At 57.9% G+C, this 15312-nt stretch carries 14 protein-coding genes; 10 read left to right on the top strand and 4 right to left on the bottom strand.

Translation table 11 applies throughout. From position 1 onward, the window contains the following. Positions 1-97 precede the first annotated feature (97 nt). The 7 genes from polA (at position 98) to FMM72_RS15120 (ending at position 8401) form a co-directional block, all read left to right on the top strand. Positions 98-2707: a DNA polymerase I gene (polA, locus tag FMM72_RS15150; RefSeq protein ID WP_162221892.1), complete on the top strand. Its 2610-nt coding sequence runs from the start codon at positions 98-100 to the stop codon at positions 2705-2707. Then, on the top strand, positions 2694-3233 hold the full coding sequence (gene rimI, locus FMM72_RS15145) for a ribosomal protein S18-alanine N-acetyltransferase (RefSeq protein ID WP_243151628.1): 540 nt from the start codon (positions 2694-2696) through the stop codon (positions 3231-3233). The genes polA and rimI overlap by 14 nt, the downstream gene beginning before the upstream one ends. Beyond that, a complete protein-coding gene (gene tsaD, locus FMM72_RS15140) occupies positions 3230-4282 on the top strand; it encodes a tRNA (adenosine(37)-N6)-threonylcarbamoyltransferase complex transferase subunit TsaD (RefSeq protein WP_162221891.1) in 1053 nt (350 codons plus the stop codon). The genes rimI and tsaD overlap by 4 nt, the downstream gene beginning before the upstream one ends. A gap of 42 nt (positions 4283-4324) precedes the next feature. Beyond that, positions 4325-4585, top strand: a complete 261-nt coding sequence (locus tag FMM72_RS15135; protein WP_160209726.1) for a hypothetical protein — start codon at positions 4325-4327, stop codon at positions 4583-4585. Further along, entirely contained in the window at positions 4582-6348 is a 1767-nt protein-coding gene (locus FMM72_RS15130) for a phosphoenolpyruvate carboxykinase (GTP) (RefSeq protein WP_160209727.1), read from the top strand. The genes FMM72_RS15135 and FMM72_RS15130 overlap by 4 nt, the downstream gene beginning before the upstream one ends. Before the next feature lie 781 nt (positions 6349-7129). Beyond that, entirely contained in the window at positions 7130-7498 is a 369-nt protein-coding gene (locus FMM72_RS15125) for a hypothetical protein (protein WP_162221890.1), read from the top strand. A gap of 330 nt (positions 7499-7828) precedes the next feature. Next, positions 7829-8401, top strand: coding sequence for a rubrerythrin family protein (locus FMM72_RS15120; RefSeq protein WP_160209728.1), 573 nt, complete (start codon positions 7829-7831; stop codon positions 8399-8401). A gap of 65 nt (positions 8402-8466) precedes the next feature. Here the strand turns inward: FMM72_RS15120 and FMM72_RS15115 are convergent, their stop codons facing one another. The 4 genes from FMM72_RS15115 to fabD form a co-directional block, all read right to left on the bottom strand. Further along, a complete protein-coding gene (locus FMM72_RS15115) occupies positions 8467-9123 on the bottom strand; it encodes a nucleotidyltransferase domain-containing protein (RefSeq protein WP_243157842.1) in 657 nt (218 codons plus the stop codon). A gap of 405 nt (positions 9124-9528) precedes the next feature. Continuing rightward, positions 9529-10032, bottom strand: coding sequence for a shikimate kinase (locus tag FMM72_RS15110; RefSeq protein ID WP_160209730.1), 504 nt, complete (start codon positions 10030-10032; stop codon positions 9529-9531). Next, positions 10029-10877: a shikimate dehydrogenase family protein gene (locus FMM72_RS15105; protein ID WP_162221888.1), complete on the bottom strand. Its 849-nt coding sequence runs from the start codon at positions 10875-10877 to the stop codon at positions 10029-10031. The genes FMM72_RS15110 and FMM72_RS15105 overlap by 4 nt, the downstream gene beginning before the upstream one ends. Before the next feature lie 79 nt (positions 10878-10956). Next, positions 10957-11874 carry an ACP S-malonyltransferase gene (gene fabD, locus FMM72_RS15100; RefSeq protein WP_162221887.1) on the bottom strand — a complete coding sequence of 306 codons (918 nt, stop codon included), beginning with the start codon at positions 11872-11874 and terminating at the stop codon, positions 10957-10959. A 211-nt stretch (positions 11875-12085) separates the two neighbouring features. On the opposite strand from fabD, the gene FMM72_RS15095 reads away from it, so the two are divergent. From FMM72_RS15095 to fabG, 3 genes are all read left to right on the top strand, one after another. Next, on the top strand, positions 12086-13078 hold the full coding sequence (locus tag FMM72_RS15095; protein ID WP_243157841.1) for a 3-oxoacyl-ACP synthase III family protein: 993 nt from the start codon (positions 12086-12088) through the stop codon (positions 13076-13078). A 324-nt stretch (positions 13079-13402) separates the two neighbouring features. Next, positions 13403-14359 (top strand): enoyl-[acyl-carrier-protein] reductase FabK, encoded by a 957-nt coding sequence (fabK, locus tag FMM72_RS15090; RefSeq protein ID WP_162221885.1) that lies wholly within the window; start codon positions 13403-13405, stop codon positions 14357-14359. Then, positions 14352-15083 carry a 3-oxoacyl-[acyl-carrier-protein] reductase gene (fabG, locus tag FMM72_RS15085; RefSeq protein WP_162221884.1) on the top strand — a complete coding sequence of 244 codons (732 nt, stop codon included), beginning with the start codon at positions 14352-14354 and terminating at the stop codon, positions 15081-15083. The genes fabK and fabG overlap by 8 nt, the downstream gene beginning before the upstream one ends. The last annotated feature ends 229 nt before the right edge of the window (positions 15084-15312 follow it).

Raw genomic sequence — 15312 nt, 5'->3', positions numbered from 1 at the left:
TATACTAATAAAACATGCGGAACATAAAAAATGATGGGAAAAAAGCTGCTTGTGCGGGCTTCAGACGCAGCTGGATGGAACGAGGGGGTGGCCGGCAGTGAAATTACTGGCGGTTGATGGAAATAGCATATTAAACAGAGCGTATTATGGCATCAAGGCGCTGACAACGAAAAATGGCGAATTTACCAATGGAATCTATGGATTTTTAAATATTTTGCTGCGTGTTCTCGACGAGGTTGAACCGGATGCGGCGGCGGTCGCATTCGATCTGCGCGCGCCGACTTTCCGGCACAAACTGTATGACGGCTATAAGGCGCAGCGCAAGGGGATGCCCCATGAGCTGGCGTCGCAGCTTGAGCCGCTCAAAGAGCTGCTCGGCGCGCTCGGTTTTCAGATTGTAACCTGCGAGGGCTATGAAGCGGACGACATCCTCGGCACGCTTGCGCGCAGCAGCACCGAAACGGGATGGGACTGCGTGATCGCGACAGGCGACCGCGACAGCCTCCAGCTTGTCGGGCCGCATGTATCGGTACGGCTGGCCACAACAAAGATGGGGCAGCCCGCTTCGACGCTGTATGACGAGGCGGCGGTTCGTGAAAAGTATGGCGTTGAACCGGCGCAGCTTATCGACGTCAAGGCGCTGATGGGCGATGCGTCCGACAACATCCCGGGTGTTGCCGGGATCGGTGAAAAGACGGCGCTGTCGCTGATCGGGCAGTACCACGATATCGATGCGATTTATGCACAGCTTGATACGCTCGAGATCAAGCCTGGCGTGCGTAAAAAGCTCGGCGAGGGCAAAGAGATGGCTTATACAAGCCGAAAGCTTGGTGAAATCTGCTGCGATGCGCCCATCGACGCTTCGCCCGCGGCATACCGGCGTGCGCCGGTCGACCAGGCGAAGGCGGCCGCGCTGCTCGCGCGGCTCGAGATGTTCAAGATGATGGAGCGTTGGGGCGTCGACCCGTCAGCCGCGCGGGAGACGGAGGGGGGCGGCGGCGCCGCGCCGGAAACGGCGCGGGAGCCGTCCAGGCCGATGCGGGTCATTGCTGGCGCGCCCGATTTTGCGCAGCGGGTGATCGGGGCCGGGGCGGCCGATCTGGCGTTCGGCCTGGACGGCGGCGGCGACATCGTCGCCGTCGCCGCCGCCCTGCCTGACGGGACGCTGCTGCTTTCCGGCGGCGAGACGCTCGGGCCGCTGCTTGCCGCTGGTGTGAAGCTGCGCGTATGGAGCAGCAAACCGCTGCACCGTATGGCGTACCGGCGCGGCGCGCATCTGGAAAATGTGACGTTTGACGGCGAGCTGGCCGCTTACTTGTTAAGTCCAACAAGCGCCGGCTATGACCCCGTTCAGCTCTGTGCGCAGTATAGGACTGAAATGCGCGCGCTCGAAGGCGAAATCCCGGAGCAGTACGCGGCGCTTGTGGCGCAGGCCGCGGCGCTGCCCGCGCTGCTTGATAAACTGACGGATGAAATCCGGGAGCATGAACAGGAGAAGCTGCTTTACGAGATTGAAATGCCGTTGGCGCGCGTGCTGGCGGGCATGGAATGCGAGGGCTTCGCGCTCGATGCCCAGGCGCTCAGGGACTACGGTGGCGAGCTTGACGACCGGATCGATGAGACGCACGCGGCGATTGTCGGCTATGCCGGTTATGACTTTAACCTCAATTCCCCAAAGCAGCTCGGAGACGTGCTGTTTGTGAAATTGGGCCTGCCTGCTAAGAAAAAGACAAAGACTGGCTATTCCACCAATGTGGACGTGCTTGAGGCGCTGCGCCCGCAGCATCCGATCATCGGGGAGATATTGGAGTACCGCAAGCTTTCCAAGCTTAAATCGACCTATGTGGACGGGCTTTTAAAGGTGGTTGGTCCAGACGGCCGCGTGCGGTCGACCTTCCAGCAGACAGAGACGCGCACCGGCCGCATCAGTTCGACCGAACCAAATTTGCAGAATATCCCCATACGCACTGAGGAGGGCAGCCGGATGCGCCGTTTTTTCACAGCGCGTCCGGGGTGGAAGCTGGTTGACGCCGACTATTCGCAGATCGAGCTGCGTGTGCTGGCCGACCTGGCCGATGATCAGAATATGATCGCAGCATTCCAAAGCGGCGAGGATATCCATGCCACAACGGCGGCGCAGGTGTTCGGAATGCCGGGCGGGACGGTCACGCCGCTGATGCGTTCGCGTGCCAAGGCGGTTAATTTTGGGATCGTCTATGGCATCGGGGCATTTTCACTGTCGCAGGATATCGGCGTCACGATTTCCGAAGCTGACAGCTATATCAAAAGCTATCTGGCCCACTACGCGGGCGTGCGCAAATACATGGAGGATACCATCGCCTTTGCGCGGGAAAACGGCTATGTCAAGACGCTGTTCGGCCGCCGGCGCTACCTGCCTGAGCTTGCCGCCTCCAACAAGGTGACGCAGGCTTTCGGCGAGCGCGTTGCGCGCAATACGCCCATTCAGGGCACAGCGGCCGACATCATTAAAATTGCCATGGTACGCGTGTTTGAGCGTCTGCGCCGCGAAGGGCTGCGCGCGCGCCTGATCTTGCAGGTGCACGACGAGCTGCTTGTGGAGGCGCCGGACGATGAAATTGACCGTGCACGCGCCGTCTTAAAGGAGGAAATGGAACATGCCATTGCGCTCAAGGTCCCCCTTGAAGCGGATACAAACGTTGGAGACAACTGGTTTGCAGCAAAATAGCCGGCGGCTTTGGACACGCCGGTTTTCGGACTATCCATGCGCCCGCATGCGCGCGGTGCGCTGTCGCCGTATGACGGCAGAGGATATCGTGGGCGTGGCGTCGCTTGAGCGGGCCTGCTTCTCGCAGCCGTGGAGCGCGCGTGTGTTGGAAACGGAGCTTGCCAACCCGAACGCCGTCTTTTTTGTGGCTGTGTCGGGAACGCGAGTGCTCGGCTATGTGGGGATGCACCGCGTATTGGACGAGGGCTACATCGCCAATGTCGCTGTCGCAAAGCCAGTGCGGCGGCATGGCCTGGCCACACGGCTGATGGAGCGGCTGTTCGCTTTCGCGCGCCGCGCGCGGCTCGGCTTTATCACGCTCGAGGTGCGTGAAAGCAACGCGCCGGCGATCGCCTTTTATGAAAAGTCCGGGTTCGGCGTGGTGGGACGGCGCAGACGCTACTACGCCAACCCGACGGAGGACGCCGTGCTGATGACCGCTTTTTTAACTGTAACGCCGCAGGGGCGCAGGAGGGACGACGCATGAATATACTGGCGATTGAAAGCTCCTGTGACGAGACGGCTGCGGCCGTTGTGACGGATGGACGGACAATCCGTTCGTCCGCAATCGATTCGCAGGTGGCGGAGCACCAGCTCTACGGCGGCGTCGTGCCGGAGATCGCGTCGCGCCGCCACTGTGAAAACATCGTACCCGTTGTAAAAAAGGCGCTTGGCGACGCGGGCTGCACGCTCGCGGGAATCGACGCCGTGGCCGTGACCGCTGCGCCCGGGCTGATCGGCGCGCTGCTTGTCGGCGTCAATTACGCCAAGGGGCTTGCGTATGCCGCGGGAAAACCGCTCGTGCCGGTGCACCACATCCGCGGGCATATCGCGGCCAACTATCTGGCGCATCCCGGCTTGGAGCCGCCGTTTTTGTGTCTGGTCGTCTCAGGCGGGCACACGCATATTGTGCGGGTAAACGGCTATACCGATTTTCAGGTGATCGGCCGCACGCGCGACGATGCGGCCGGCGAGGCGTTTGATAAGGCCGCGCGCGCGATGGGTTTTGCATATCCAGGCGGCGTGTACATCGATCAGGCGGCCGGCCGCGGCGATCCGGATCGGTACCGCCTGCCAAAGCCGCGTGTCGACGGCGCGCCGTATGATTTCAGCTTTTCGGGGCTGAAAACAGCTGTGATCAACCTTCTGCATAACGCGCGGCAGAAGGGGGAGACTGTGGATATCGATTCTCTGGCCGCATCGTTTCAGCGCACAGTGTGCGAAGTGCTGACGGACAAGCTGTGCGCAGCCGCGCGTGCGCACGGCTGCGCAACAATCGCCGCAGCCGGCGGCGTCAGCGCCAACAGCGGCCTGCGCGCCGCATTGGAGCAGATGTGCCGCACGCAGGGCTGGCGGTATTTTGCGCCGCCGCTTTCACTCTGCGGGGATAACGCCGCGATGATCGGCGCGCAGGCATATTACGAATATCAGGCCGGCGTGCGCGCGGGCGCGGACCTGAATGCAGCGCCGTCAATGGATATTGCCGAAGATTTTGCGCAGGCGTGCGGAAGGCGGGCCTTTGGCGCCCCCGCCTGACCCGCGGGCGGCGCGGATTGATCAAAATGGACCCGGTGGATTTTGCAGATTGCAGCGCAATCTATAAAAAAAGAGGCGGTGCCGGCGGCGATTTTTGTGGCGGTTGCAGATATTGACGAAAATTTAACAGAAAGCGCGTCAAGCGCCTTGCAATCGGGCCGGACGAGGGGTATAATGCTAAACGTGGGAGATTTCGGATTTTCCGGGATAAAGCCGCAAAAGTCTGAAAAAAACCGCGTTTGTTATTTCCTCTATATCGTTTTAAAAACCGTTCCAAATACATCGAGAGGAGTAAAATCATGACCAACAACAAAAATGTCCTCAACTGGATTGAGGAAATGAAGGCGCTTGTCGAACCTGACAAGGTTGTTTGGATCGACGGAAGCGAGGCGCAGCTTAAAGAGCTGCGCGACCAGGCGCTCGCCACCGGCGAGATGGAAGCCCTCAACCCTGAAAAGCTGCCCGGTTGCCTGCTGCATAGGACGGCTGTCAACGATGTCGCACGCGTCGAGGGACGTACGTTCATTTGCTCGCGCAAAAAAGAGGACGCCGGCCCGACCAACAACTGGGAGGACCCGAACGTCATGTACGACAAGCTGCGCAAGCTGTTTGACGGCGCGATGAAGGGCCGCACCATGTACGTCATCCCGTACTGCATGGGCCCGATCGGCTCCCCGTTCTCCAAGGTCGGCGTCGAGCTGACTGATTCGATCTATGTTGTGCTCAACATGGATATCATGACCCGCATGGGCCAGCAGGCGTTTGACCAGCTCGGCGAAACATCCAACGACTTTGTCCGCGGCCTGCACTCCAAGGCGCAGATGGACGAGGAAAACCGCTATATCGTCCAGTTCCCGGAGGACAACACCATCTGGTCCGTCAACTCCGGTTACGGCGGCAACGTTCTGCTTGGAAAGAAGTGCTTCGCGTTGCGCATCGCCTCGTATCAGGCGAAAAATGAGGGCTGGATGGCCGAGCATATGCTCATTCTCGGCCTTGAGAACCCGCAGGGCGAGATCAAGTATGTCTGCGCTGCGTTCCCGTCCGCCTGCGGCAAGACAAACCTGGCCATGCTGATCCCGCCCGAGAAGTTCAAGAAGGCTGGTTACAAGGTCTGGACCGTCGGCGACGATATCGCCTGGCTGCGCATCGGACCGGACGGCCGCCTGTGGGCGATCAACCCGGAAAACGGCTTCTTCGGCGTCGCGCCCGGTACCAACATGAAGTCCAATCCGAACGCGCTGATCTCCACGCAGAAGAACACGATCTTTACCAATGTTGTCCACAACCTTGACGACAACACCGTCTGGTGGGAGGGACTCGACAAGAACCCGCCAAAGAACGCGCTCAACTGGAAGGGCGAAAAGTGGGATTGCACCGATGGCAGCAAGGGCGCGCATCCGAACTCCCGTTTCACCGCGCCGGCGATCAACTGCCCGTGCATTTCCTCCGAGTTCAACAACCCCAACGGCGTGCCCATCTCCGCAATCATCTTCGGCGGCCGCCGCGCCAAGACCGCTCCGCTTGTCTATCAGGCGCGCGACTGGCAGCACGGCGTGTTTGTCGGTTCCACGATGGCTTCTGAGACGACTGCCGCCGCGGCCGGCGCAGTTGGCGTTGTCCGCCGCGACCCGATGGCCATGCTGCCCTTCTGCGGTTATAATATGGGCGATTACTGGGCGCACTGGCTTGAAATGGGCAAGAAGCTCGGCGACAAGGCTCCGAAGATCTTCAATGTCAACTGGTTCCGCACCGATGACGAAGGCCACTTCATCTGGCCGGGCTTCGGCGACAATATGCGCGTGCTCAACTGGATTGTTGACCGCTGCGAGGGCAAGGCTGACGCTGTAGAAACGCCGATCGGCTACGAGCCGAAACCTGAGGACATCGATGTGGAGGGCCTGGACATCACGACCGATACGGTCCGCGATCTGCTTTCCGTCGATAAGAGCCTCTGGAAAGAGGAAGTCAAGGGCATCAAGGAGTTCTATGCCAAATTTGGCGACAAGCTGCCGAAGGCGCTTGAGTCCGAACTGGCCACCCTTGAAAGCAACCTGAACAAGTAAGCCTATGCGCAGCTTGAGGCTTTTTAATCCCTGGCGCGGTATTACGGCTGTGACGCTCGTTATTATGGGCGCATCCGTTGCGATTACCTGCGGAGTGATGGCGGCCGTCCTCTTTTTGAAGGATCGTTGACCCGTCTGGGAAAGGATAATAGAGGGCATGACCGATAGGTCATGCCTTTTTTTGAAGTAGAAATTACTTTAAATTGATAAAAATAAAAAATTGGGAAAAGTTGTCCCCAAAATGTCTTTCGAATGGTTTATAAAGTAAGAGCAAATAAAAATTATAATCAGGAGAGGTGTGATTCCAATGTACGTGAAAAAAGTCCGACTGTAGAACCAGAAACATCTGAGAAAGGACGGAAATTATGAAAAAGTTTTTGAGCGTCTTTTTGGCAGCGGCTTTGTTGATAACAATGGGCGTGACAGCGATGGCGGCAACAGAATGGAACCCGGAACCCAACATTGAGATAGCAGAATAAGATGGGATTGCAAGAGCGCCGATGTATATCGAATACTCAGAATATTTTTATTTTCCCAATGACCGTTATTCTGGTCCGGGAGATGCTCCGGCACGCAAGTCGGTAACGGTAACGCGCGGCGGCGTTAAATTTTCGGGGTATATTTATAAAACCAGCGATGTCCGCAAAATAAACAATCCCGATGGAACCGGCGGATGGGAAATCCTTTATGAAGGGACACTGGCAGGCCATTCCTGACAGCTAAAAGATGGATGGTCCCGCCCTGTCCGCAGGGCGGGACCGCTTTGAGATCAAGGGGGAATATGATGGCGAAAAAAACATTTTCTGTAAAAGGTGTTTTATGTGCTCTGTTGTGCCCAGTACTCATTTTGATATCGTTTACAGGTTGTGCATCCTCGGCAGGGCAATCACAGAATGCAGAACCGTCGGAAGCGTCGTCCGTGAATCCAGATATCGGATATGTACAGGAATTCCGTTTTGAATACGATTCTTTGAGCGATTTGCTTCCGCTGCTTCCTTTAACGGATACAACGCGCTATTGCGAGGAATATAATGAAGAATATCAGGCGACGTATTCGGGACAGCTTCCTTTGGTATCCATCAACCGTATCGGTGATTCAGAAAGATTTGAAGCTGTTTATAAAGGAATGGTTACACGGGAGCCGGGATAATGCTAATCTTACGGTCTGATCGATTATTCCGGAAAACCGTATGTTATCCTGATGCGTTTCAACGGTCATTTGTATCTTTTAAAATAAAACTCATAAATGAAATGCAGGGAAGTGCCGCGGCTAAAAGCCGCGGCGGTTTTTTTAGATTGCGGAGCGCAAATCTATAAATATTTGATCGTCTGATTAAAATACGCATCTGCGCGCTCTGCGGGCGGATGCGCAAAAAATAGCTGCAAAGCAGCTATTTTTTCATAGGAATGTGTTGACAAATCCAAAATATAGATTATAATAATAGTAATTATTATTATTTTTATAAAAGGGGATTAACAGATGGATTTAAAAGGGACAAAAACGGAACAAAATGTGAAAGCGGCGCTGATGGGAGAATCGGTTGCCCGGAACAAGTATACATATTATGCGGATCAAGCGCGCAAGGAGGGCAACCAGGAGCTTGCCGCGCTGTTCGACAGAATGGCAGGCAATGAATCAGTCCATGCCAAGATCTGGTTTACAACGCTCAACGGCGCAATCAAGGGCAATTTGGAAAACCTCAAGGATGCGGCCGCCGGCGAATTTGACGAGTGGTCGGACATGTATCCACAGTTTGCCGCGGTCGCCCGTGAGGAGGGGTTTGAGCAGCTGGCAGTGATGTTTGAGAAGGTTGCGGAGATTGAAAAGAGCCATGAAAAACAGTTCATGGAGGCGATGGTCCGCCTGATTAAAAGCGACAAGGAGACGCCGGCGGCTGATCAGCAGGAGCAGCCCGCCAAGCCTGCACAGCCGGTCAAGAAAAAACACGGTTATCGCTGCATGTTCTGCGGCGCGATTTATGAGGACCGTTTGGATGTATGTCCTGTCTGTCAGGCGATCGGTTCCTTTGAGGATTGCGAAATACCCGCGTAAAAAATATATAAGATGGGACGGCCGGCAGGCCGTCCCATCTTTTTGCTCCACATACACATATGGGCTTATTGATTTCCGTATGCTTTGACAACGCCGGACGACCAAGTGAGCAGCGACTCCGAAGCTGTATCAAAGCCGGTTGCCGCGCCGCGGGCATACGTAAGCAGCGCGCGTTCGTCCCCCTCCAGTACGCCGGCCAAATCAGCGTGCCTTTTAATATAGGTATCCGTTTCATAAAAATGCTTGGCCTGAAGGGTGAATACAGCCGCCTTCAAAAGCGAACGCAGGATCTCCGGATCCTTCTCGTGCAGAACATTATGTACGCAAGCGTGATAAATAGTGCAGGCGCCGGTCAGAACGGCTCTTTGGATATCCTCGCGGGTGATCAATGGAGGCAGAAAATCAAGGCTGCCATACAGAACGGTTGTGTCGTGGTAAAATTGGAACAGCTCCGCGCGGTCCCACCGCGCCAGTTCGTCCCGGCCTGAGAGAAATCCGCAGATCATCGCCCTGCGCGGCAGCTTTGAAATGGCGGCGTCATAGACCTTTAAATCGCGGTATGACAGCGCATCCAGAATAACCACGATGTCAATATCGCTTTGTTCGGTCGCTTCGCCGCGTCCATGGCTGCCCTGAATGCCGATGGCCTCGACGCGCGCGCCAAAGGTTTGCCGGACGGCTGCTGTAAATTGTTCAAGCCAGAGCTTCATTGCATGTTCCATGCTCATTCCTCCATTTCAGTTATATGTGTCCGGCGATGTAGAGTGGCGGCCCTGTTTGCGTGGAACGCCGTCTTTCGGATGCCGCGGGCCTGCAAAATACGCGCCAGCCGCGCGGCGTCTGTCACGCATTCTGCTGCCGGGAGGCACTTCGTCTGAACAGGATTCTTGCGGCCTGCGGGCCGCACTTTTTTACGAGGGCTGCGGCCCGGGGAAAAGGGCTTCGCCCTCGTCCGGTACAAAGACCCGCAGGGCCTTTGTACCGTCCTCACCCACCGCCTTTTGAAAAAGGCGGGCGAAAACTTTTGATTGATGCTGCGCAAAACTAATTGCGCAACGCCCGTCCCACTGTTCGCGGCGCAGTCTGTATAAACGCAGTGCCAAACCCACTGTTCGCGGCACAGCCGACTAAAGTTTTTTGCCAAGCTTTTTTTCAAAAAAGCGGGCGAGGTTGTCAGGGGTGTCATTGCCGGGAAGGATGACGGAGGCGGCGGTTTGATAGGCGGCGCGGCGCGTCTCAAAGAGCCGGCGCAGCTCATCGGGGGTGCTGCGGCGGACAATAGGGCGGTCGCTGTCCCTGATTCGCTCGTAACAGACATCAAACGGCGTGTCGAGAAAGACAATACGGTCGTCGGGGGAGACGGCCGAAACATTGCGCGGGAACGTCATCGCGCCGCCGCCTGTCGATACGATGCAGCCGATGCGCCGGGCGAGCGCGGCGACGGCCGCGTGTTCGCGGTCGCGGAACTCCTGTTCGCCGAACCGCTCGAACAGCTCCGGGATGGTCATGCCCGCTTCCAGCTCAATCTCGCGGTCGAGATCGATGTATTCGCGCCCGGTCAAAGCGGCCAGCCGCTTTCCGACCGTCGTCTTTCCACAGCCCATAAAGCCGCACAGCAGAATATTGTTCATTGGCCGCGCTCCTTTTCCGTGAGCGCCCGCTCCATATCCGTGATGATACGCGCGACGTCCGCCTCCTGAAAATGCGTGCCGTGCCAGCGTTCATGCGCGATCGCCGCCTGCCAGACCAGCATGGCCATGCCGCCGGCTGTTTTTTTGCCGTATGCGCGTGCGCGCCCGAGCAAAAGCGTTTCAGAAGGGTTGTACACACAGTCGAACACCGCGTCCACACCGGCAAGAAAGTCCTCGGAAACCGGACACGCATCAATTTTGGGATACATGCCGACAGGCGTGCCGTTGATCACAAGGCCGTAATGTCCGCGCAGCTCAGAAAGTGCGCATGTCCGGGGGCGTTTGCCGCAGAGCGTTTCGATTTCAGCGGCGAGCGCCTGCGCCTTATCCAGGTTTGTTCCACGCACGGCGATTGTAACAAGCGCGCCGCGCCGTGCGCATTCGATTGCAAACATGCGCCCCACGCCGCCCGCACCGAGCACGCACACGGAAGTTTCCAGAGCGATGCCGGCGGCCTGCATCGCGCGCAAAAAGCCGCCGCAGTCGGTGTTGTCGCCCTCGGCATGGCCATCGCCGCCGATCGAGACGGAGTTGACCGCCCCGTATAAGCGCGCGTTTTCTGTGAGCGAATCAATCAGCGGGATGACCGCGCGTTTGTGTGGAATCGTTACGTTGAAGGCCCGCAGATGCCGGCGTAGCAGCGGCATCTGCGCGGTCAAATCTTCAGGCGCGATGTCGGTCAGCTCATAGCGCGCGTCGAGGCCCTCGAGTGCGAACAGGCGCGCGTGAATCTGAGGGGAAAGCGAATGGCCGAGCGGATGGCCAATCAGGGCGTAAGACTGCATGATGATACCTCCTTGGTGACGTCGGGCCGGACAGAAAGAAGGGACGCCGCGCGGGCGTCCCTTCCGGACTATCCTGAAATTAAAGCGTTTCCTTGAGCTTCTCGACGGCGCTTGGCTTTTCAACGTTGCAGGCGGAAACCTGCTTAAAGCCGCGCTTAATCAGCGAAGTAAGCACCTTGTTCGGGCCAAGCTCGATGAACAGGTTGATCCCTTCCTCGACCATGCCGCGGACCTCCTCGTGGAAGTGGACCGGCGAGATCAGATGCTCGACAAGATACTCGTGCAGGTCGGCGCCGGCGGGGAGCATGTGGCCGGTCAGATTGGAATAGAACGGGATGCTCAGCGGGTTCATGCGTACACCGGCGATCGCCTCGGAAAATTCCTCGGCCGCACTGGACATCAGCTTGGAATGAAACGCGCTGGAAACGGCAAGCTTCGTCGCACGGAAGCCCATGCCGGCGAGCGTATCGGCGGCGGCCTGCGCGGCGGCGCTCTCGCCGGCGATCACGGTCTGGGTGGCGTTGTTGTAGTTGACCGGCAGCACGTAGCCGGCCGTTTCGCGGCAGACGCGCGCGATGGTTTCCTCGTCACTGCCCATGATGGCGAACATGCTGCCCGGATTGCGGTCAGCCGCGCGCTGCATGGCCGCGCCGCGCGCCGCGATCATCTTAAAGCCGTCCTCAAGGGAAAAAGCGCCGGCGGCGGTGAGCGCCGCGTACTCGCCGAGCGAGTGGCCGGCGACAGCCTGCGGCTCGCACAGCTCGGAGACGACGGAGTAGGCCGCCATGGAAACAGCGTAAATGGCCGGCTGAGAGATCTTGGTCTGCGCCAGCGTGGCCGCGTCGCCCTCGAAGGAGAGCTTGGCGATGTCAAAACCCAGGATGTCGTTGGCGCATTCATAAACGTTGCGCGCGGACTCAAAGTTCTCATAAAGCTCGCGGCCCATGCCGGGATACTGGGAACCCTGGCCGCTGAAAACGAAAGCAAGTTTGTTCATCTCAAAAAATCCCCCTGTGCGTACAAATTAGATTGTCTCTTTTTAAATCTTTTCCATTAAAAGAATTTTTAACAATTTTATAGTTGACAAATTGTGTCTGAAACCTGTATGATAGCAATTGTGAAATATAACACTTGTTACATTTCGGACTCATTATAACACAACAAAAATCCGGATGCAAGAGGGAATTTGCAATCGGTGGGGAGAAAACATGGCAGGTATTCAAATATGCGGAACGGGCCGCTGCCTTCCCGAAAATATTGTTGATAATAACGAATATGCCAGGATTGTGGACACCTCGGATGAGTGGATCAGGCCGCGCACGGGCATCGTAACGCGCCATATCGCAAACGGTGAAACAACCTGGAGGCTGGGCGAGCGCGCCGCGCGCCAGGCCATTGAGGACGCCGGAATTTCTCCGGAACAGATTGGACTTATTATTGTGTCGTCGGTATCGGCTGATTTTGCAACGCCCTCGATGAGCTGTATCATCCAGGGGGCGGTCGGCGCGAAAAACGCAATGTGTTATGATATCGCGTGCGCGTGCGCGGGATATGTCTATGGGCTTGACATGGCGCGCCGCTTTCTCGCCTGTGGAGATATCGAATATGCGCTTGTTGTTGGGGCAGAAATGCTCTCGCGTCTGACAAATTATGAGGATCGCAGCACCTGCGTGCTGTTCGGCGACGGCGCCGGCGCGGCTGTGGTGCGCGCAGCCGGCGCGCTTTACGGCGCTTCGCTCGGCGCGGACGGGACCGGCTACGGCCTGATGTTCTGCAAAAACCCGCCGCCCGCGTCGCCCTTTACCCACAACCCGCCGGAGCAGGACGCTGTTTACAGCCGTCCGGAGGGTCCCGGACATATGGTCATGGGCGGGCGCGAGGTTTACAAATTTGCGACAAAGGTGATGCCGCAGTCGCTGCTGCAAGCCTGTGAAAAGGCCGGCGTCAAGGCGGAGGAGCTGGATTGGATTGTACCGCATCAGGCCAATGTGCGCATTGTCCAGACTGCGATGGACCGCCTGGGGCTGCCAATGGAAAAAGCGTGGATGACCATCGATCATACGGGCAACACCTCGTCTGCGTCCATTCCGATCGCCCTTGACGAGCTGAACCGCGCCGGACGCGTCAAGCGCGGCGATAAGATTGGGCTTTCTGGATTCGGCGCGGGCCTGATTTATGCAAGCCTCGTTTTTGAATGGTAAAATAATCGCGGAGCGGCCGTTTCACCTGATTATGGCCGGGGCGGTGCGCGGGCGCAGCCCGCTGCCGCCCTGCCGGCCGGTTATACAATGCCGCTTTGCAAAGATGGCAAAATATCGTTTCCTTCTGGACATCGGCGGCGCGCGCAGGTATCATAAAGTAAAAAGCTTTCGACATAACGTTTGAAATCTGTCAAAAATTCCGTATGGACGGGTGTTTTGAGCAGGATTTTATGATTCCCCGCGCGCATCGGCGCTATGCCTGCCAAACAAAGGCGCGTTGGCCGGACTGGAAAACCATGTGGTGAATGACAGGGAGGATTTAACATGTTAAAAACAAAGATAACTGAAATGCTCGGCATCCAGCATCCGCTCTTTCAGGGCGGTATGGCGTGGGTGGCCGACGCGAAGCTGGCTGCGGCTGTCTCCAACGCGGGCGGCCTGGGGCTGATCGGCGCGGCGGCCGCGCCCGGCGACGTGGTGCAGGCCATGATCCGCGAGGCAAAAACGCTTACTGATAAACCGTTCGGCGTCAATGTGATGCTGCTCAGCCCGTTTGCCGACGATGTGGCGCGTATCTGTGCCGAGGAAAGGGTCGCGGTCGTTACGACGGGCGCGGGCAATCCCGGCAAATACATGGATTCCTGGAAAGGCGCCGGCATCAAGGTGATCCCGGTCGTGGCGTCCGCCGCGCTGGCCAAGCGCATGGAACGCGCGGGCGCGGACGCCGTGATCGCCGAGGGGTGTGAATCCGGCGGGCACATCGGCGAACTGACGACAATGGCGCTTGTCCCGCAGGTTGCGGACGCGGTGGGCGTGCCTGTGATCGCGGCCGGCGGCATCGCGGACGGCCGCGGCGTGGCCGCAGCGTTCGCGCTCGGCGCGCAGGCCGTGCAGTGCGGCACCGTTTTTGTCTGCGCCCAGGAAAGCCCCGCGTGCGACGTTTACCGCCGGCAGATCATTGACGCGAAGGATACCGATACGATTGTGACGGGCCGTGAGGGCGGCGCGCCGATCCGTTCAATCAAGACAAAATTTACACGCCGCCTGCTCAAGATGGAAAACCAGAATATTGACCGCATCGAATTTGAGAAGGCGGCCGCGGGTTCCCTGCGCAAAGCAGTGCAGGACGGCAATCTCGACGAGGGCACGTTCATGGCCGGTCAGATTTCGGGGCTTGTCAAGGCTGTTGAGCCGGCGCAGGCGATTGTTGACCGCCTGATGCATGAGGGAGAAGAACTGATGAAAAACCTGTTTTCGGAAAGGGGTATTACCATTGAATAAGACAGCTTTGATTACAGGCGCGGCGACCGGAATTGGCCGCGCCATCGCCCTGACGCTTGCGCGCGACGGCTTTGATATTGCCGTCAACTGCCTTGGAAGCCTGTTTGCGCAGGCGCAGGCCGTCGCGGAGGAATGCCGCGCCCACGGCGTGCAGGCGGAGTGCTTTGTCGCCGATATCTCAAAATTTGACGAATGCGCCGCGATGGTTAAGTCGGTCCAGGAGCGGTTTGGCAGCATCGACGCGCTTGTAAATAACGCGGGCATCACGCGCGACGGCCTGATCGCGCGCATGAGCGAGGAACAGTATGACAGTGTGATCGCCGTCAACCAGAAGGGCGTATTTAATATGGTGCGCCATGTCACGCCCGTTATGATGAAGCAGCGCGGCGGCCGCATTGTCAGCATGGCGTCCGTTTCGGGCCTCTATGGTAACGCCGGCCAGTTTAATTACTCTGCTTCAAAGGCCGCGATCGTCGGCATGACAAAGACGGCGGCCAAAGAGTTGGGCGGCCGTGGCATCACGGTCAACGCGATTGCGCCGGGCTTCATTGAGACGGATATGACCGCCAAGCTGCCCGACAAGGCCAAGGAAGCGATTCTTTCCGGCGTTGCGCTGCGGCGCATGGGCCGTCCTGAGGATGTCGCCGAGGCGGTCGCTTTCCTCGTCAGCGACCGCGCCTCCTACATCACCGGCCAGATCCTCGCTGTCGATGGCGGCTTCTAGTTACCTTTTTTGAAAAAAAGGTAACCCAAAAAACTTTCCGGCCTTTTTGAAAAAAGGCCTCGGCGAAAAACTTTAGTCGGCTATGCCGCGAACAGTGGGGCGGGCGCTGCGTTTATACAGGCTGCGCCGCAAATAGTGGGGCAAGCGCAGCGGCCGGCGGTGGGCAGCCCGCGCACGGGTCGCGCGCCCCCCCTGGCCCTTCAAAAAGGCGGATCGATTATATTTTCGG

The sequence above is a fragment of the Anaerotruncus colihominis genome, from assembly GCF_010206195.1.
GTDB classification, from domain to species: Bacteria; Bacillota; Clostridia; order Oscillospirales; family Ruminococcaceae; genus Anaerotruncus; species Anaerotruncus colihominis_A.
Note: the sequence above shows the minus strand (reverse complement) of the source record. Positions and strands in the feature narration are given on the sequence as shown.

Bases quoted from the DNA above. Each gene is read 5' to 3' on its own strand.
- FMM72_RS15105 (WP_162221888.1), bottom strand. From the start codon at position 10,877: ATGCAGTCTTACGCCCTGATTGGCCATCCGCTCGGCCATTCGCTTTCC.
- FMM72_RS15115 (WP_243157842.1), bottom strand. From the start codon at position 9,123: ATGGAACATGCAATGAAGCTCTGGCTTGAACAATTTACAGCAGCCGTC.
- FMM72_RS15110 (WP_160209730.1), bottom strand. From the start codon at position 10,032: ATGAACAATATTCTGCTGTGCGGCTTTATGGGCTGTGGAAAGACGACG.
- tsaD (WP_162221891.1), top strand. From the start codon at position 3,230: ATGAATATACTGGCGATTGAAAGCTCCTGTGACGAGACGGCTGCGGCC.
- fabK (WP_162221885.1), top strand. From the start codon at position 13,403: ATGTTAAAAACAAAGATAACTGAAATGCTCGGCATCCAGCATCCGCTC.
- FMM72_RS15130 (WP_160209727.1), top strand. From the start codon at position 4,582: ATGACCAACAACAAAAATGTCCTCAACTGGATTGAGGAAATGAAGGCG.
- FMM72_RS15095 (WP_243157841.1), top strand. From the start codon at position 12,086: ATGGCAGGTATTCAAATATGCGGAACGGGCCGCTGCCTTCCCGAAAAT.
- fabD (WP_162221887.1), bottom strand. From the start codon at position 11,874: ATGAACAAACTTGCTTTCGTTTTCAGCGGCCAGGGTTCCCAGTATCCC.
- FMM72_RS15120 (WP_160209728.1), top strand. From the start codon at position 7,829: ATGGATTTAAAAGGGACAAAAACGGAACAAAATGTGAAAGCGGCGCTG.
- FMM72_RS15125 (WP_162221890.1), top strand. From the start codon at position 7,130: ATGATGGCGAAAAAAACATTTTCTGTAAAAGGTGTTTTATGTGCTCTG.